Source organism: Paraburkholderia sp. J11-2 (genome assembly GCF_905220185.1).
Classification (GTDB): domain Bacteria; phylum Pseudomonadota; class Gammaproteobacteria; order Burkholderiales; family Burkholderiaceae; genus Paraburkholderia.
On the sequence record NZ_CAJMYY010000011.1, the window covers coordinates 145,922 to 163,944 of the forward strand.

An 18,023-nucleotide genomic window follows, 5' to 3' on the forward strand; every position below is an offset into this window, starting at 1 on the left:
CATTGCTTGACTCGTACGTTGCAACAGTAACGACTTCGGTCGAACTGCCTTGCACTGCTGGAAGATTTTTTAAACCGCCCAGGCCGACTCTCGTAGTCTGCGTAGCGATAATTGCTTCACCGCGTCTGTGACGCATTGATTCGGCGTGGTATTCATGCCCATTGCTTGACTCGCACGTTGCAACAGTAACGACTTCGGTCGAATTGCCTTGCACTGCTGGAAGATTTTTTAAACCGCCTTGGCCGACTCTCGTAGTCTGCGTAGCGATAATCGCTTCACGGCGTCTCTGACGCATCGATTCCGGCGTGGTATCCATGCCCATTGCTTAACCACACTGCAACAGCGACGACTTCGGTCGAGTTCCCTTGTAGCGCTGGATGAGCCTTTTTGAGAACGCCTCCGGCACGGCGCTAGTAGTCCGTCCGGCGGAGACGTCTTCTTGGCTGCAGTTCGCTGCACGCCACCATGAAAACGCACGCGGCTTCATCTGCGCGTGGTCTCCCTGCTTGCGTTCGCAATGAGCGCGTATCCATGAAGTGCATTCGGCGCACCGCCCCTCCCCTGTCCGTCTGGACGACTCAGGGCGGAGGCGAAATGCCAATATGCGCGCGATCATATGCATCCTCTGATGCAGCGGCCGTCCCGAGTGACTCGCCACCTAGCCGTGGCACAGCCCGGTTTTGCACGGCATATCTAAAGGAATGAGCTGGGTCCCGGTATGACCGGAGTCATCAGCACGCCTCGATCGTCCGATTTCGGATAACCGTAGGCTTCCTTTGCGTCTTTGAATTGCTCGAGCCACACGAGCCCGTCGATCGTTTCGGTCTGCGACGCGCCGCTCTGGCGCACATCAATCCTTTCACACGCCCTCAAGCGCGATTTCGGTGCGACGTTTCTCGTCCGAATTCCGCCCACATCGTGCTCGCTCTCACGCGAGCCGTCATCGCCCACGTGCTGCATGCACACGAATGCGGTTGAACATCGATTGCGCCGCGACGCGGCGCGCGATCTTCATCCCGCCCCGGGCTCTCACTTCCAAGCGCGCAGACCTTTCCACCGGTGCCATCCGGGGACCCTCAGCTAAACCGCCTCTGCCCATCTTTTTGCACTTCCGAATCACAGCAGGTCAACGACGCACCCTCGTTGGCTCAGCTCAATCACGTGTCCTTTGCGGACACGTCGCCACCGTAACCGGTGGCAACAGGGTGCCCTCATGCGCGTCCCGCCCGCGCATGAGGCTCAGATACAGGCGGAAAAGCCAACACGGGAAAGGAGCCCTATGGGACGAAGATCAAGAGGCGTCAACCACGCCGCACAGATGAGCCGCGAAGCAGGTGGAAGCAAGGACTCACAGAAGCATCGTCGCTTGCACTGGAGCGAGTTCTCGCGTTTCGCGGCGCGCATCGGCCACACACTGGAAGCGGTAGACCAGGCGGAAGACTGGATGTTCGAATTCTTTGTCTGGTTCCTCGTCGCCGGGGCGATGAAGCCTGGCACGCTCGCGAACTATCGAGCGTCGCTCTCAGTGATTCAAGGTACGGCCGGACAGGATGTGTCCCGTTCAACCCGCAGCCGAGAACTCCAGCTCGAGCGTCGAGACCGGCATGGCAGGCATCGCGCGCGTACGCCGCAGGAATTTAGCGACCTGCTCGCCGCGGCCCAGGCGTTCGATAACGGCGTTGTACACGTGATTCGCCTGATGCGCTGGCTTGGACTACGCATGCGCGAGGCGCTCATGTGCGGCAAGTCACTGGAAACGTGGCGAGATCTGATCTTGCAGGGAGACCGGCGCTTGCCCATTGAGCGCGGCGCCAAGAACGGTCGCCCGCGTCGAACCGAAGTACTTGCGGATCACGTCGGCGAAACGCTCGACGCAATCAACGCGGCGCTGGCGTTCTGCCGCGATCGCGACTTTGAACTGGTGACCGGCTGCAATGACGATCTAAAGAGTGCCAAGTCTCGCTTGAAGTCGCGCTTTGAGCAACTGCCAATGCGCGGGCAGCTCGCGAGCCACAGCCTGAGATTCACTTATGCAGTCGACTTCGCCAACGCCGCGCTCGATCGCGGGGTACCGCCTGTCGATGTACTGACCCAACTCTCGGACCGGCTTGGCCACGGACCATCGCGGGTGAAGATGATCCTCGAGGTCTACTGCTGGCAGATCCGCCATCGGTTCCCCGAAAAAATCCAGTTGCCGAGCGACTTCGTTCCCCGCAAACAAACGAAGAGCCCCTCAGTGTCCGAAAGGACCGGCCCCGACAATCGATTCGCGGGTAACAGCGCAGCCCTCCGGCGGCGAAGGTCGGCACGCGGACGCCGATTTCAAACAAACCATGGAGGCAAACCCAGACGCGAACCACATTGATTCGCAGTACAAATAAACCATCACCACATCTAGACGCTACGAAGGAGAAAGACAAATGCTGGAAACACCACTCACCGCGCAAGCGCGCCTCGCGCTTAACCGATACAGCAGCGACAACCCCATCAGAACGCTGCTACCACTGTGGCGGCAGTTTGAAGACTTCCTGCAATCGCACAGCAGGATGCCCGCTTCCATCCTCGAAATTCCAGAGGACACGCTACGTGCGTACGCGAGCTATCTCGACTACCGGGACTGCCATGTCGATGACGCGCTAGTCGCTCTGAGCGCTGTGCTCCTCGTGTGCCTAAACGCAGGCTATAGCGGCAAGGTGCTGCGCACCATCGTGATCCCACGCATTCGTCGTCCCGTCGAGAACCGCCAGTGGGACGCGTTTCGCTTGCGAACCTACCAGCCGCTCGAATCCTCACAACTCGCCCGCAGTCGCAGACGCCGGGCTAAGCGCGAAGTATGCGCGCAGGATGCGGCTCGCCCCGACAACGCACCCATGTAAAGACCGTTCTTAACGCTTTTCACAACTCCACCTACAACCATCGAAGGAACAAAAATGACTCATCTGATTGTGGCTCACTTTCAAAGCTCGAACGGTGCCGCGCAAACCTTGGCAGCACAAATTCTTCACGCACAGACGGGAGGATTGCTCATGAACCCGAGTCTGCTCGGTGGGTCCAGCGAGCATGCAGGCAGCGCTCAACTGACGGACAGAGAGGATGCGCTTCAGGACCATTACTGCACCTTGATGACTTCCCGGCGCGGGGGAATTATCGACGTGTCACCTGAAGACCGGAAAGCGATGATCGCATTCATCCAGGCAAGGCGCGCTGTTCTTACCGAACTGAAAACGATCATTGTCTCAACGTCTGCGGACACCGCATCACAGCAGGCTGCCGTAGAAACGCTCGCGGAAATAGGTGCGGCGGGTGTGGCTCCGTCCTGCATCCGGATCCTCTTTACCGACGTGCCAGCGAACGCCGCCTTCGAGGACGTCTACCCCATCGTCGCCGAATATGCGCGTGAGACTGAGATCACGCTAGTGCCCGAGGCGACGCTTCCGGTATCGACATCTTTTGCGAAGGCTCAGCAATTCAAGATGCCGATCGCCGCTGTCTTGAACCGCGCGGTCGATTTCGAAACCGAACTGACCGCGGCGCGACTCAATGGTGCGCCCGAGAAAATCATGCACGGTCTCGCTCACAAAGTGATCGCGCAGCGCGATCTTCTCGACACGGCGGGTGCGTTCAAACGCGCCGCTGAGGCGCTCGGACTACCGTGCATTTCGCAAGAGGAATGGCGTGCGGAGTTCGCTCCAACGACAAACCGCAAGCGCGCGAGGAGGCCGGCACTCGACTAAAGGTCATCCATGAAGACGGATCAACGGTGCACTTCGCACTCAAGGCCCGTTGAGCCGCGCAGCCAGTTGTTTTGAGGCCCACGAGAGCTCCGTAACTACGCCACTCGAGCGTGCATGAGAGCACTGGCTGCGCATCCCGTATTGACACTGCAGCGCCGAAACGGCGCCGGTGCAATTGGATAAGCTGGTTCCCACATCGTTTCGTTGAAATATAGGGATATCGCAATGAACAAGTTCCGACAAATGACGTCTGAGATTGACCGCAAGGCCCTTGTAGAAGCTATCGCTCGCGCTCTCGGTCTTCGCTGCGAGCCGCTACCACCGCTCCTCACCGATGCCATCGCTCTGAACAGCACACTCGCGCGCGTGGCCAGGCGCATTAACTTCGAAACGCATATGTACGAATGGGCGACAAAGGCCAAATCCCTGCGCATGTCGTCCGTATACTTGCGTCAACACGCGAAGCTGAAGAGTGCCGTGGTCTGGCACCGGTCGGCCTCATGGGGAAGCTTGGCTTTGAAGTTGCTGCGGCCCCTCGCCCCAGACGAAATTGATGATGGGAACTGCGACGCACTGCAGCTCGAGTTCTTGCTCAATGCCCTTGCTGAAGATCCCCTGATGCTAAGTAGTCGCCGCGATGGAACATTCCAGCACCTGCCAGTCGACATTCTGCTGACCCAACGAATCAATGAATATTTTCACGAATACTTCGGTCCTGGCATGGTGCATCCGTTTGAGGGTCACCACTTCGTGCAGGGTTGCGTTCTCTATATATTTTGCGACGCAGGCAACGCAGCAGTGCGCGCAGGCGTTGCGACTGCGCTCTCCCGGGTCATGAGCGCGGAGCTTGATGCGGAAATCGTATCGCTGGTACAGGAGGCCCGGCGCACTCATGAAATAACGCGACCGCATTGAGCATTTCAACGGGGACTCCGCTGTCGGGCCTGGTACCAGAAAGTAGGTAGGACGGCGTTGAAGAACGCGCTTCCGGTAAACGCGACCCGCTGTGTTTCGGCGGAGTTCCCCGCTCTGGATTCATGACAAGGTTCGTCTGCCGCCTTGCCACTACACCAGCTTTGCAGTGCGGACTTCATAGGGGGAAGATCAGTTCCACAGCGAGTTCACGCGTGTTGCGCTGTGCGCCGATCCGGGATCCGACCGCAACGCCCCCCCCCATGGGAGACCGGCCAACGTTTCTCGCCTGCACCGCTCGCCGGACGGCGAGTGGGTCATCGCTGCGGAAACTCAACAGAGCGCAAGGCAACAGTGACGTCCTCCAACGTAACGGTACTTGAACCGTCACGCAGATACCGCAGAGCAGCGAGATCAAGGATTCGTTTCAGGACGGCATCGGTATCCGAGAGAAAACGATCCTGCAACACGCGCGCTGCGACTTCGGTCGTATGGCGGGAGATTGGGAAGGCGGCGTAGACCGCCATCGTTCTGAGTCTTGTACGGACATATGAAGCGATCCAGTTGTCCCGTTGATCAATGCATCCGATCGCCCAACGGCGGCAATCGACACCAACCGCTACCTCCTTGATCTCTTCCGCATCTGGGGATTCGACATTCGTGTGTTTGGGGGGCCATTGATCTCCGTGTCGTGCGTGCATGGGTCTCTCTTGACTGCATCCGCAATCGGTACAAACGAGATCCTGGCCATGCTCGCCTCGAAGCGCTTCGTCAAACTTCATCTCAACTCTCCAGATTAACGAGGTTAGCGATCGCCTCTTTACTGAGGACATTCGCCAAGCCAGTATTTCCCGAATATCGCAAAGTCAAGTCTGCGCAGTAGAACATCCTCAGGATGCCTGGAAGATTCAATCCGGAAGACCACGCGCGAGCGTGGCGCCAATCACAATGCCCAATGCATGAGCATAGATAGCGGCCCCGGCGATCTCATGGAGTCGCAACGTTCAGTGCCCCTCGTTCGCATCGCAACGCGCGAAGCCACGCAGAGACATGTTAGCCGCGACAAGCAGGAGCGGATCCGCACCCGACCGACAGGTCAAGCGCATCGTCGAGTTCGACGCGCTCTACCCGTAGTCGGCGAGCAGGATTTGGATGCGGTCAAGCGCACGGACGCGTACATCTTTGAAGTTGTATTCTTCGCATGGGTTCGAGAACATCATGCGCATGAAGTTCGCGCCATACGAGAACTCGTGCGCGCATACAAGAGCAACTGGCCGAAGCGGTACCTGGACACCATGGCGACGAGTGAAGGTGGCTTCGCAATCGTGAGAATCGCAGACACTTCGCAGTAACGCTGATGCTGGAAATTGAATCGCTCCTGCACTAGTCTGTATGGATCTGTCATAGCAATGAATGGCACGACCGCAACCTGGTGCTGATGGTGAATCTCAGGGTATTTGCCGATGCATCCGCGCGCAATGTCAAGCGCTCATCGAAGGCGCTGCATTGCGGCATAGGGTGACGGGTCGTCGGCGTCGGTCTTTTGTCGAAGTTCATAGAAGTAGAACTGCAAGCCTGACATGGAGAAACCCATGAAGTGCATGCGATTTCGACACATACGCGCTATCAGTTACGCGGCGCTGCTGGCATTCAGCGTCGAAACGCACGGGCAGTCGCTTGAAACACAGGCCGCAGAGGCCGACCAGGCGAACATAAAAGCACTACGCACCGAAGTCGATCAGCGCCTCAAGGAACTCGAGGCGCTCAAGCGCAAACTCGCGGACGAAGAGGCAAACTTTCAGCAACTCAGCCGTAGACTGAATGCTAGCCAGCTTGACACGAGGCGCGCCACAGGCGGCACCGACGTCAACGGCATGCCAGTGGGAGCCGCTGCAACCGGTGGCGCGACTGCCGCAGTGCAGGCAGTTCAGGCCGATCAGGCTGCGCAAGCCGGCGCACCCGCGAACGCGCAATCCGGCGGCACCACTCAAGCAGACCAGAACGCAGGCGCCAATGCCGGCAACTCGGCCCAGCAAGGTACGCCATCCACGCCGGTCGGCCAGGCCCCCGTCGCGGACACCCGCCCACCCGCCGTCGCGCCGATCTTCGACCAGCCCGGTGTGCTCACGCCACGCCATACGTTCGTCGTCGAGCCGTACTTCCAGTTCGGCTACGCGTCGGAAAACCAGATCTCTCTCGTTGGCTACACGATCATTCCGGCGCTTCTGATCGGGCTCATTAACGTGAACGAGGTGAAGACGACAACGCTGACCGGCGGCGTCGCATTCCGCTACGGGATTACAAACCGGATGGAGTTCGAAGTCCGCGTCCCGTACGTGTACCAGTGGAACGATGTTGTCGCACGCGAGCCCTTCGCTGGCACGGCCGCAAACACCACAATCAGCAGTAGCGGCCACGACATCGGCGACGTCGAAATGACGCTGCGCTATCAGTTTAATCAAGGCGGTCCGGACAAGTTCTACTATGTTGGCTGGCTGCGCTTCAAGACAGCGACGGGCAAGAGCCCGTTCGACGTCGTGACCGATTGCGTGGTGTCGTGCGTGGCAAGCACGACAGCCAACACGGGCCTGCCGCTGCAGCAACCGACCGGCTCAGGTTTCCTCGCGATCCAGCCAGGCCTCACGTGGCTGTTCCCGACGGACCCGGTCGTGTTCTTCGGCAACTTCAGCTACCTGCACAGCTTCGGGAAGGACGAGAGTCTCACGCTGCTCAACGGCGTGACGGAAGCGCTTGGCAAGATTCAGCCGGGCGATATCTGGGGATTCAATATCGGCATGGGCCTCTCGTTGAACGAGAAGGCGTCGGTCAGTATCGGCTACGACCAGAGCATCGTATTGCCGACCTCGCAGAATGGCCAAACGGTGCCCGGCTCAGTGCGCGTCGTCCTCGCCACGCTGCTGATCGGCTACTCGTACCGCCTGTCGCCGACGACCACGCTCAACTTCTCGATCGGCGCCGGCCTCACGCGCGACACCCCGGACTTGACGCTCACGTTGCGTGTGCCGATGTCCTTCTGACCACGCCGAGACTTGCGCGGCCGCGACGACGATGTACTACCGCGACTAGCGAGGACGTACCACGCCGGCGAGTGCGCTATTTATCGTGGACAGGAAGTTCGTCGCCTTGAACGCGCCAAGCGAGTTCACACCCGCGTTGATCGTCGTAAGCGCCTGTATCTGCTGATTGTTCAACGAGTTCTGGATCACCGCACCGGTCAGTCCGGGCAGCGCCCCTTGCTGCACGGAGTTGTGTGGTCCGACCTGTACCAGCGCTGCGGTGTTCGCGCTCGCGAGCATCTGCGCCTGCTGTGCCGTCATGTTGGCGATATCCGGAATGTTGAAGCTCGTCTGCGCAACAAGATTGCCGTTCACGAACGCAGCACGCGATATGCCGAACGACACCACCAGACCGGATGGCAAGTCGAACCCGCCGCGCATGTCGTCCAGCCGGCTCTCGCTCACCGCCACGAGATCGGCGGACGCCCACGCCGGGTCGGCATCGTTCGCACCGGCTTCAGCCGCGGGCATCGCGACGTACGCGGCGTCCGCCTGCACCGTGTCGGGTGCGTCTTGTCGCTGCGTTGCCGCGACTTGTTGCGGGGGCACGACCTCGTCATCCATTGCATCCGCCGCGTCTTGCGGCGCGCTCTGCGTCGTCATGACCAGACCGGTCGCGATTGCCGGCGAATCGCCCATGGCCGCGCCTGTATCGAACGAAGACATGCTGCTACATAGCACTGTGACAACGCCGGCCAGTTTCAGGTGTCCGGATTTCATCGCTAGCCTCAGAATTGACCTGGACCGAGTTTCGGTACGACCACGTTGAACAGGCTGTCATGCGGAATGCCGGTATAAAGCGGCGCGTCCGGTGCGACATGCCAGTCTCGTGCATCGTTGAAGCTCGCCATTTGACGCCTGTTGTGAATGACGAACACGATGTGGTCCTGCCACTTTTCGTCAAAACTCTCCCGCGACATCGCGCGCGTGCCGGTGGCCGGATCGCCGACCAGCACACGGCCGTTGCGCACCCCCTTGATCACGACGAAGTGGTGGTAGCCGTGTTCGACGATCAGAACGATCGCGGGCGTGTTCGTTTCGCTAAGCTTTTCAAGCGGCACTTCATAGCCGTCGGCTTCAAAGCCACGCGACATCAGGAAGTTTCGGATATCGAGCAGCGAGAAACCTTCCCGGCGAATCTTGTCCTGATTGCCGTTCTGGAACATTTCGACGAACGCCTGCTGCTCGGTCACCGGAAAATCGTATTGATACGTCAGCAGTGTTGCCACTGCCGCCGAACCGCAACTGAAGTCGTATTGCTGCTTGATGGTCCGCTTGAAGCGGGCTTCCTTCAAGCTCGTCACATGCAGCGAGTAATACCCGCCCGACGGGTCAGTGACGTCGATGGGGTCGGCGTGAGCGGCCGGCAAGCAACAGCTGAACGCGAACGCGAGATACGCTGCAACGTGTTTCATCGCCTAGTTCCCGAAGCGCACGTTCAACACCGTCGCGTTCTGAATCAGCACATTCGAACCAGTGTTCTGGATGACGGTCGGCAATCCGCTCGAATTCGAGAACGATCCGTCGCTGATCGCATTCGAGCCCGTCACCACACGGTTCGCAACGTTATCCGCAACCGTGCCGTTCAAAAAATTCTGGCCGACCAGTGCATCGCCGCCTCGCAGGCCGTCCAACTGATCGGAATTCAACGCAACCCCAAAGCTCGCATCGTGAGCAGGCTGCGTGTCCGTCGTGGACGTTGCCGGCGCCGTTTGCGCAACCGATGATGAACTATCCGCAACGACTTGCGTTGCGGCGATCGAGCCGACAGGTGTGGCACTCGTCTCACCGGCATTGACGGCTACAGGTAGTGATCGAGATTCGAGCGACTCGGCGGCGGCCGCCTGAGCGATCAGGCCAGACAGCACAACCGCAAAAGGCATGACCAGCTGCGCAAACCGTTTTTGCGCTTGCATGGTTGTCTCCTTACCCTCTGTGCGACGCAAAGCAACCGGCGCAGAAGGCTCGATAGCTGCTTGTTTCGTCATGCAGCTTGCAGGGCGGGTTGCAACGAAAGCGCGCTGACCTCGTCCGCATGACGACGGGACGACTGCCGTGAGGCGCAACTGCGCACCCCACGGCAAATCGCACGACCTACTTCAACAAGCGCCGTTGCGCCTAGTGGCCGACGTTCAGGTTGGCTTGGACGGTCACTGCCTGCTGGATCAGCGAGGCCATACCGGTGTTCTGGCTCATGACCGTGATGCCTGCTGCGCCTGATGCCGCACTGCCCATGGTGTTCGACATGTCGAACGAGCCCGCATCGACTGTAACGGTTCCGCCTGCGCCGCCTGCACCGCCAACTGCGCCGTTGCCAGTGCCACCGTTGCCAGTGCCACCCGCGCCGCCCGTGCCCATTGCACCGACCGCGCCACTGCCTGCGGTTGCGCTGCCGTTGCTGGCCATCGTCGACGAACCGCCATTCGAAGCGCTGCCGCCAACTGCCGAGCCACCCGCGCCGCCGTTGCCAGCGGTGGCGGTTGCTGTGCCGCCCGCACCGCCGGTGGACGAGCTTGCTCCGCCGGTCCCCGAGCCTGCTCCGCCCGAAGCCGTCGCCGCGCCGCCCGAGCCAGCGCCGCCAGTGCCGCTGCCGCTGCCGGTGCCGCTTCCGACTGCGGTGCCGGAGCCGGAGCCGGCGCCGCCGGAGCCTGCCCCGGTGTTCGAAGCCGTGCTCGCGCCAAGGGTAGCCGAGCCAGAACTCGCTGACGAGCTACCCGAACCGCCAGTACCCGTACCCGAACCCGACCCCGAACCGCCACCCCAACCGCGACCGCTGGCGCTGCCACCTACACCGACCGATGCAGCCAGTGCGCCGCCGCCTGAGCCTCTTGCGTTGCCACCAGAAGAGTCGGCCGAGCCAGCCTTGGTATGAGCGTAGGCATCGCCGCCATTGGCGCCCGTCGCGGCGTAGCCGTCGCCAGCCGTGGAGCCCCCGTTGGACGCAGCACCTGCGGTCGCGCTGCCGTTCCTCGCGTTGCCACCGCTGCCGCCATCACCACCGGAGCCGGAGCCGCCGGCGCCGCCCGTGCCGCCTAAGCCGTAGCCGCTACCGCCACGGCCGCCTTTGCCACCGCTGGCGTTGCCCCAATTCTGGGCGACGTTGCCGATGTTGGAGACCGTGACGCCGGACACTGCACCGTCAAGCTTGCTGAGCGCAACAGCCTTGCTGGTGTTGTATGCGTCCGCGTAACTACCTTCGTTCGCGTTACTGCCTGTGGTGCTCTGCTGCGCTGACGACGCGCTAATGCTCGACGAATTCGATCCGATTTCGGTTTTCTGGTTACAGGACGTACTGCCGTCCTGGCATGGGTTTGCCATCGCGTAGCCGCTGAAGCCAAAGGCGAGGATCGCAGCGGACGCTAGTATTGTCTTGCGCATAAGAACCTCCTGTTGAGCCGGGGGGTGGGTTGGCAAAGTGCACCAATCCGCCGCCCCAGTTGCATAGGCGGTGCCACGCGCGTAAGACTTTGAATTAAAAGGGGAAATTTCAGATATTGGGATGCGGCACTTTGTGTAAGTGCTTCCACTCGCGCCGTATGTTTCTCAAATGCAACATAGAAACGCGCATTGCACCGATTTCAGCGGACCAGCAGGTCAGGAAAGTTCTTTAGATTCAGTTCGATATGTGGCTTTTCTAAAGTCGATTAGAGGACCTGAAAAACGTATCTATTTTGATGCATCCAAAAATCGCTTCGGGGTCTATTGCTTCGGCAGCGGACTCGGCTTGTCGGCCTAAAGGCCTTGTCCGTGCTATCTCTAGCTCTTTTCCGCCACTGCGCTAGAGGTAAAAATGGACTGCCTGAACATCTGCGAAAACGTATCTTTTACGCGTCCCCACATCGCAAATACCAAATACCATCTCAACCAATGTCCAATTATATGAAGTTTTCTTGTCGATGAAGTATACGTTTTGCACATGCGAATTTTAACAAGAGCGCGCATGCATTCTGTTGGGTTCCACACATTTCAGAACATCTTGGCCTCGAGTTTCTGCACTGCACGAAAGAATGGATTGAGGTTGAGTTGTGCCGCTGCGCGGGTGGCTGAAAACAAGTGCCACTGGACACACTGTTGATTGCTTCGGGATCCTTTCTTTATCTACATTGACGGCGGCATACCACGTGTTTTCGCACAGCGCTGGACAATGCCATCGGTTGGCATCGTGCAGCGCAGCACCGAAAGTCGTGCGCGGTGGCGGAGGGAAAACTTGGTCGACGACCCTATAACGGAAGAGCGCAAACGCCGGGTTGGAGATTCGCAACAGCGATAAAACGCGGAGGTTGCCTGCAAACGTCTCGCCGCCACATCGTTTTGTTCTCCAATACAACGACACTCTCTCTTCGTCACGAGTCGTGGAGGTAGCCATCGTGACATTTACGTGACATCGGTTGCCAGATGATAGCGAGAGTAGATTGCGCAATTCGCCCTCTCGAAGGAGGCATCGCGCCCGGAACAATCGACTTAAACGGCTACGCCATGGGCCGACAGTATCGACAACGTCTGGCCGTTGCTCCACTCAGGACAGTTCCAACGTACTCGAGTCGACCATGCACCGGCCAACCGACCGCCTGCCTACGGTCTTGCGGGTGATGTCGAGCTTGGCCCCCGATCTGCGGGCGCGTCCAGTCAACCAAAGATCCAACGCACGAAAGGTACCGAAAATGCACAAGGCCGCGCTCGAAGACGCGGCCTTGATTGAATTCGATAGCCTAAGCTGGCACAGCAGTCGTTCGTTTAGTCCCAACGCGAGCGGCGCTCACGATCTGCCTCACGGCCCTTTTTCACCATATAGCCACCGTAGAAGTAGACGACCAACGCGACACACAGCGTAAAAAGTCCAATACCCATGCTCATTCTCCGTGGAGTGGAGGCACTCCGTTCGCACGTTCATGGTCTGCCTTGCGACCGCTCCGGTCCAAAACCGAGGCAAACGCAGCTACGTATGAAGGCGACGGTCTAGGCAGCAATACTCCGGCCCATCATCGTTTTCCGTCAGTAGACGATAACACGGTATAGAGTAGCACTGTCCACTTACCGCGGCCGCAAGCGGCTCGCACGTTCCACCTCACGGCCCTTCTTCACCATACGGCTACCGTAAAATGAGAAGGTCAACGCAATAGCCAGAGCAAAGAGTCCAAAATACATGATTATTCTCCGCGGACTAGATGTCCTCTTTTGGCACGTTTGCTGTCAGCCTTGCGACCATTTCGGTCGATGATCATGCCAATACCGCACAGACCCAACGCAACGATCATCGCAACAATGCCGAAACCCATATTCAGTCTCCGTTGTATCGGCGGGTTCGACGTTCACGATCGGCCCTGCGACCGTTTCGGTTCATCATTAAGCCCAACGCGGCAAGTAAGATAGCGACTCCCAGTGCACCAAAGCTCCAGCCCATCGTTGCTCTCCAGCCGTAGGCAGTACCAGTTTTAGGTTAGCACGGCAGCGGCGCGCATCCACGGCCATTATTAGCCACCCTAACCTGTTCTTCGATCAGTGCGCGAATCCGGTCGCAACCGCCGCGATGCGTCCAGTGTAAAGCGCTCGCCAGCTTTTACCTTTGACAGTCACTGAAGCCGCACGTGCGTGCCCCGGTGCCAAGCATCGAACCCACGAACGAACCGCCAAGAACGGACAGTTGAGGCTCACACTGCCGTCGTCCGTTCAGTCCGAATGCGAACGTCGTTCACGATCCGCCTCCCGTCCCTTCCTCGTCATATAGCCACCGTACCAGCAGATGGCCAACCCAACAATCAAAGAAAAAATGGCGAAGCCCATAGTCATTCCCCGTGGAGTGGACACCTTCTGTTTGCACGGTCGCACTCAGCGTTGCTGACGAACGCGATCCGTGATCATGCCAAGACCGCACAAGCCCAATGCAACGTAGATCGCGGCAAGGCCGCAGCCCACGTTCAATCCCCGCCGTCGGGGCGCCGTGTATTTGCACGTTCGCTGTCGGCTTTCCGACCGTTGTGGTTCATGACCAAGGCTAGTGCGCTGAACGCAGCGCGACAGCCACTGCGAAGAAACTCCAACCCATCGTCATTCTCCTTTCGCAGATGACGCCGAGATATAGAGTATCACGGCGACGGTGATGCCCTACCTCGGCGAAAACTTCGGCCCTATTCTGTTTGGCGACGCGTACCGAAATCCGGGGGTGCCGGCTGCCGCGAGTGTGGTGCGTTGCTCCCGGCGCGATGTGAGGAGCTCGCTAGATCAAAGCCGGCGACGGTGTTTCCTTCTGCTTCGAGCCACGTCTTCGTGGCCCGCCCGCATCGTCCGGACTTACATAAACATGCGCCGACACCGGAAAAGCAGGGAAAATGCGACTCGTATCAGATACAGGAATCCGATCGCCCAGCTAAATCCAACACTGCCAACGGTAAATAGAAACTTGCCGCTCTGTTGCATTCCTTCCGCGTAGAACCACACTCCGAGGAACGCGAGCAGATAGCAGGCCACTGCGATCGCTGCACGACGCACAAGCCAGTGCAAGCTCATGAAACCTCTCGCAGCCCTCTCGAATCTTTCCATCATTCGTCCTCCGAGCGGTGGCGTGCGTCGAAAAGAATGCCACCGAGTTTCCAGCCGGCGATCGCAACCGCGGCCAGGGCCGCGAGGTAGACCCAGGAAAGAAGTTCGCCGAGACGTTGTCCGTGCAGGATGGCAAAGAGGCGTTCATATTCCATGTCGATAATTTCCTTGACGTAGATGCCCGGGTGCACAGCACGGCGCGCTGCGTCACCCGGGTCTGAACTCATCCTTTCACGCTCGTGGCAAAGTCAAGTTCGCGCATCTAGTCGAAGTAGGCCGCCAGTTGCTTGACCAGTTCTTCGCTGAACTCCGGCGGCAGGTGCGCCGTATCATCTACGCTCAGAGTCTGGAAACCTTCGGTCGCGATCGCGTCGTTCGCTGACAAGCTCGACGGCGTGGGGTGCACCGACGTGGGCAACCCGGATCCCAGGCGTAATGCTCGCGTACGCTGCATCAACTCTTCACGAAGGTGCGCCTCGGCGAGCGACCTGAATACCGTTGCTCGCTCGCGCGCCGAAGTACAGCGATTCAGTCGTTCGTACAGCAGCGGCGACACAAGCGGGTTGATCGTGATCTCCATCTTGATGTTGTTCATGCCGCCCCCCGTTCACGCGCAAGTCCAGCTTCGCCAACGAGCAGGAATCCGTGCGCGTTTGCGAGGCAGGCTGAGTCGATCAGTTCGATGACAGCACGCGGGAACTCCTTTAGCTGTGCAGAATAGGTTTCCATGTTGTGAAGCGACAGGCCCAACACAAGACGCTCGATGTGGGTGACACCGGCGAAATGAAGCGCGCCAAAAAGCAACGCCGCATAGTTGTCGGTCGACACATAGTCGTCCGCGAGCGCGCGGCCTGTCCTGCCGTAAGCTGCGGTGATCGGCACATCGGGACCAACTTCGTATTCGATGCCCTCGATTGAGATCATTGCGACCTTGCGTGTGAAAAGCACGCTCACACCGTAATCTGAAAGTGCGCGGCTCGCGGCCAGCGGAGCGAGCGAAGGAAATATGCCGGTGGTAACTGCGCCCCTCGTAGCGCGGTATGCGTACTTCGTATTGCCGTAGCCGACGTCAACGGCGAAGACGGGAGTTTTCAAGTTCAGTGTCCTTGAGCGTGGTGTTGACAGGGTTGCGCGAAAGTCGGAGACGAGCTTTATCTTCGCTTCGATTTCCTATCGAACTCCGACTTTGCTGCATCCAGTCTATCGAGCACGACGAGAGAGAAAGTCGGTGAATGGTCACAAGAACAGGGGGGCTTTTGCTCGCTGTCGCCGGCCTTTCGCGCGATAGTTGGCACTACCTGCCGCGCCACTGGAGCACGGTGACCGCGCTTCACACTCGCGCAGGTTCATTTCAATCGAATCAATCCCAAAGATTCATGGGGCGGCTCTACCCATACCGCAGCAGCATCAAATCATGGGCAACCCGATATCCGCGAGACGACCGGTCGCAGTCAGAGAAAATCAAGGCGGCACGGGAACCCGCCGGTACGAGACGGGCACGCGGCCGGTCTCCGGATCTGTTGAAAGGTTGAAAGCGGGACAGCTGGCGAGATAGCCGATTGTTTTTGATCTTCTATCGACGGAGCAATAGCCGAAAGCTCCACAAAAACTGCATCATTCCGGGTTTAGGCGTTTAGGCGCCTAAACAGGTTCTCCGCAGAATGGCGCGCGTCGTGCCGAAAGCGCGCCCATCTCCTCGCTTACCTAAAGCGCTCGCGAAATGCTAATAGCCTGTAACGCAACGCCAACCGCCAAGCCTCGCACGCACGCACGCACGCACGCAAGATATTGAGATCCAATATGCTCTTCGGGCTAACCGGGCACGGCGGTAAGCGAGGAAATGATCCCCGCCTGCTCGGCGATGGTTTATTTGCGCTGCCGAGAGACACGGTACGCGCTGCAGGCGCGGTAGTCGGCCGATACCCGCACGGATGAGCAAACTCGTAGATTGCTGGTTGGCAAATTGACGCTTTCGTCTCCGCGTAGTGGCTCGGTAGCCGACATAGACTTAATTGGTTCGTATCAGATCGCGCGTTTCATCTCGAAAGTTAGTTTTTGGGGCGAATTACCTGCTCTAGATTAGATAATGAAGACCAAACTTCCTCGTCTCTAGATGATTAAATCAAATATCGCAACGATTACGTTTAGGCGCCTAAACGAAAGCACTCCGTCAGGCTGGCTTTTTCTTTTAAAAACAATAACTTATCCAGAAATGCAAGGTGTGAACCATTTGAACCAACGGTGGTGCCGTCTACGAGCCGAAATTCCCCGTCAAAAGCTTCACGGAAGCAGCGCCATTCCGGCTTTAACCGTTTAGGCGCCTAAACCATCGGACCGCTGAAGTTCGTAATGGCGAATCACGTCGACAGGGCCAGAACTTCTCTACAGCCACCGCAGAAGGACTGGCAGCAATATTGGCACGACGAACGCCGTGAACACGCCGTTGAGCCCCATGCCGAGGCCCGAGAACGCGCCCATTTCCTCGCTCACCTGAAATGCGCGCGCAGTACCAATACCGTGCGAAGCGACGCCGATCGCAAAGCCACGGACCTCGGTCTCACGCACGCGAATCACGTTGAGAATCCAGCGCGCCGTCACCGCGCCGAACACGCCCGTCGAAATCACGAGCACAGCCGTGAGCGACGGGATGCCGCCAATCTTGTCGGCAACGGCCATGGCGATCGGTGTGGTGACAGACTTCGGCGCGAGCGAGGCGATGGTCTGGTGTGAGGCGCCGAAGAGCTTCGCGACACCAACCGCCGACACGATCGCCGTTAGCGAGCCGGCAACGAGGCCCCCGAGCAACGGGAGCGCGCCGCGTTTGAGCTTATCCCACTGACGATAAAGAGGGAGGGCGAGCGCGACCGTTGCCGGGCCGAGCAGGAAGTGCACGAATTGGGCGCCCTCGAAATACGTGCGGTACGGCGTATCCGTGATCTTGAGCGCCGCGACAACGAGCGCCACGGCGATGAGCACCGGGTTTGCGAGCGGATTGTGCCTGGCACGCGCGTAGATATTGATGGCGATGAGATAGGCGACGAGTGTCACCGTCAAGCCGAGCAGCGGCGTGGCGGCGAGATAGACCCAGATCGCGTCGAGCTTCGTTGTCGGCAGGTGGCCGTTCACGATGTGCCCTCCCCCGCCGTCGCGTTCCGCCGCTGACGACGCAGCAGTGCGCGCGTGACGAGCGCCGTCACCGCGATACCGAGCGTCGTGCTCACGACGAGGCTCGCGATCACGGCGAGCGCCTCGCCGCGCACCGCCTGCGCGGACACCATGATGCCCACGCCCGCCGGAATGAATAGCAACGAGAGATGGCGCAGCAATTCGAGCGCCGTCGGCTCGATGGCCTCGGCGGCAGCGGGCCGCATCAACGCGAAAGCGAAGAGGAGCAGCATGCCGATCACAGGACCGGGCACGGGAAGCGAGAACACGTAGGACACGCTCTCGCCGAGACACTGGAATATCAGGAGGGCGGCAAGGGAACGAAGCATGGCTGAGGGTCGGGCGAGGCTGGAAACATGCGCGGCGCGCGAAGTGTAGCCAACGGCGAGCGAGGCGCAGCGATTCGTCATACCAGTGGATGATTCGCCCCCTTCTCGTGCGCGCTGTAGACTACGCACGTTACGTTCGGTCCCGATTTTTATCGGGCCGTTGGTGATCACCTAAGTGCTCCCGGAGCATCGGAGAAGTATCGAGCGAGGAACATCTATGCGTACAATAGCCGGTTCCGCCTCACGCTCAGCTCCCACAAAGCTGCGGA

15 protein-coding genes are annotated in these 18,023 nt (G+C 59.2%); 5 read left to right on the plus strand and 10 right to left on the minus strand.

The features are described from left to right. Positions 1–1,318: 1,318 nt before the first annotated feature. The 4 genes from U5A57_RS17475 to U5A57_RS17490 all read left to right on the plus strand — a co-directional run bounded on the left by U5A57_RS17475 (position 1,319) and on the right by U5A57_RS17490 (position 4,649). Complete coding sequence (locus U5A57_RS17475; protein ID WP_321912852.1) at positions 1,319–2,365, plus strand: integrase domain-containing protein; 1,047 nt, start codon at positions 1,319–1,321, stop codon at positions 2,363–2,365. A 55-nt stretch (positions 2,366–2,420) separates the two neighbouring features. After that, the gene (locus U5A57_RS17480; RefSeq protein ID WP_321912854.1) at positions 2,421–2,876 is read left to right on the plus strand and encodes a hypothetical protein; all 456 of its coding nucleotides are present in this window, start codon (positions 2,421–2,423) and stop codon (positions 2,874–2,876) included. Between the two features lie 54 nt (positions 2,877–2,930). Continuing rightward, positions 2,931–3,734 carry a hypothetical protein gene (locus U5A57_RS17485; RefSeq protein ID WP_321912856.1) on the plus strand — a complete coding sequence of 268 codons (804 nt, stop codon included), beginning with the start codon at positions 2,931–2,933 and terminating at the stop codon, positions 3,732–3,734. Positions 3,735–3,959: 225 nt separating this feature from the next. Then, entirely contained in the window at positions 3,960–4,649 is a 690-nt protein-coding gene (locus U5A57_RS17490; RefSeq protein WP_321912857.1) for a hypothetical protein, read from the plus strand. A 314-nt stretch (positions 4,650–4,963) separates the two neighbouring features. Here U5A57_RS17490 and U5A57_RS17495 read toward each other — a convergent pair whose 3' ends face one another. After that, positions 4,964–5,428, minus strand: a complete 465-nt coding sequence (locus U5A57_RS17495; protein WP_321912858.1) for a hypothetical protein — start codon at positions 5,426–5,428, stop codon at positions 4,964–4,966. An 810-nt stretch (positions 5,429–6,238) separates the two neighbouring features. Here U5A57_RS17495 and U5A57_RS17500 point away from each other — a divergent pair. Next, a complete protein-coding gene (locus U5A57_RS17500; protein ID WP_321912860.1) occupies positions 6,239–7,684 on the plus strand; it encodes an acetate kinase in 1,446 nt (481 codons plus the stop codon). Between the two features lie 45 nt (positions 7,685–7,729). Here U5A57_RS17500 and U5A57_RS17505 read toward each other — a convergent pair whose 3' ends face one another. From U5A57_RS17505 to U5A57_RS17545, 9 genes are all read right to left on the minus strand, one after another. After that, positions 7,730–8,389, minus strand: coding sequence for a hypothetical protein (locus U5A57_RS17505; protein ID WP_321912862.1), 660 nt, complete (start codon positions 8,387–8,389; stop codon positions 7,730–7,732). 62 nt (positions 8,390–8,451) lie between these two features. Further along, positions 8,452–9,138, minus strand: a complete 687-nt coding sequence (locus U5A57_RS17510; RefSeq protein WP_321912863.1) for a C39 family peptidase — start codon at positions 9,136–9,138, stop codon at positions 8,452–8,454. A 3-nt stretch (positions 9,139–9,141) separates the two neighbouring features. After that, positions 9,142–9,639 carry a hypothetical protein gene (locus U5A57_RS17515; RefSeq protein WP_321912864.1) on the minus strand — a complete coding sequence of 166 codons (498 nt, stop codon included), beginning with the start codon at positions 9,637–9,639 and terminating at the stop codon, positions 9,142–9,144. 202 nt (positions 9,640–9,841) lie between these two features. Beyond that, positions 9,842–11,101 (minus strand): hypothetical protein, encoded by a 1,260-nt coding sequence (locus U5A57_RS17520; protein ID WP_321912865.1) that lies wholly within the window; start codon positions 11,099–11,101, stop codon positions 9,842–9,844. 3,158 nt (positions 11,102–14,259) lie between these two features. After that, on the minus strand, positions 14,260–14,487 hold the full coding sequence (locus U5A57_RS17525) for a hypothetical protein (protein ID WP_321912866.1): 228 nt from the start codon (positions 14,485–14,487) through the stop codon (positions 14,260–14,262). Positions 14,488–14,522: 35 nt separating this feature from the next. After that, positions 14,523–14,855, minus strand: coding sequence for a hypothetical protein (locus U5A57_RS17530; protein WP_321912868.1), 333 nt, complete (start codon positions 14,853–14,855; stop codon positions 14,523–14,525). After that, complete coding sequence (locus U5A57_RS17535; RefSeq protein ID WP_321912869.1) at positions 14,852–15,355, minus strand: hypothetical protein; 504 nt, start codon at positions 15,353–15,355, stop codon at positions 14,852–14,854. Before U5A57_RS17535 ends, U5A57_RS17530 begins: the two co-directional genes overlap by 4 nt. 1,287 nt (positions 15,356–16,642) lie before the next feature. Continuing rightward, entirely contained in the window at positions 16,643–17,386 is a 744-nt protein-coding gene (locus tag U5A57_RS17540) for an LrgB family protein (RefSeq protein ID WP_321912871.1), read from the minus strand. Continuing rightward, the gene (locus U5A57_RS17545) at positions 17,383–17,754 is read right to left on the minus strand and encodes a CidA/LrgA family protein (protein ID WP_321912873.1); all 372 of its coding nucleotides are present in this window, start codon (positions 17,752–17,754) and stop codon (positions 17,383–17,385) included. Before U5A57_RS17545 ends, U5A57_RS17540 begins: the two co-directional genes overlap by 4 nt. Positions 17,755–18,023 lie beyond the last annotated feature (269 nt).

Coding starts and splice junctions, on each gene's coding strand:
- U5A57_RS17515 (WP_321912864.1), bottom strand. CDS start 9,639: ATGCAAGCGCAAAAACGGTTTGCGCAGCTGGTCATGCCTTTTGCGGTT.
- U5A57_RS17480 (WP_321912854.1), top strand. CDS start 2,421: ATGCTGGAAACACCACTCACCGCGCAAGCGCGCCTCGCGCTTAACCGA.
- U5A57_RS17495 (WP_321912858.1), bottom strand. CDS start 5,428: ATGAAGTTTGACGAAGCGCTTCGAGGCGAGCATGGCCAGGATCTCGTT.
- U5A57_RS17530 (WP_321912868.1), bottom strand. CDS start 14,855: ATGAACAACATCAAGATGGAGATCACGATCAACCCGCTTGTGTCGCCG.
- U5A57_RS17500 (WP_321912860.1), top strand. CDS start 6,239: ATGAAGTGCATGCGATTTCGACACATACGCGCTATCAGTTACGCGGCG.
- U5A57_RS17475 (WP_321912852.1), top strand. CDS start 1,319: ATGAGCCGCGAAGCAGGTGGAAGCAAGGACTCACAGAAGCATCGTCGC.
- U5A57_RS17490 (WP_321912857.1), top strand. CDS start 3,960: ATGAACAAGTTCCGACAAATGACGTCTGAGATTGACCGCAAGGCCCTT.
- U5A57_RS17545 (WP_321912873.1), bottom strand. CDS start 17,754: ATGCTTCGTTCCCTTGCCGCCCTCCTGATATTCCAGTGTCTCGGCGAG.
- U5A57_RS17520 (WP_321912865.1), bottom strand. CDS start 11,101: ATGCGCAAGACAATACTAGCGTCCGCTGCGATCCTCGCCTTTGGCTTC.
- U5A57_RS17525 (WP_321912866.1), bottom strand. CDS start 14,487: ATGAGTTCAGACCCGGGTGACGCAGCGCGCCGTGCTGTGCACCCGGGC.
- U5A57_RS17485 (WP_321912856.1), top strand. CDS start 2,931: ATGACTCATCTGATTGTGGCTCACTTTCAAAGCTCGAACGGTGCCGCG.
- U5A57_RS17510 (WP_321912863.1), bottom strand. CDS start 9,138: ATGAAACACGTTGCAGCGTATCTCGCGTTCGCGTTCAGCTGTTGCTTG.
- U5A57_RS17505 (WP_321912862.1), bottom strand. CDS start 8,389: ATGTCTTCGTTCGATACAGGCGCGGCCATGGGCGATTCGCCGGCAATC.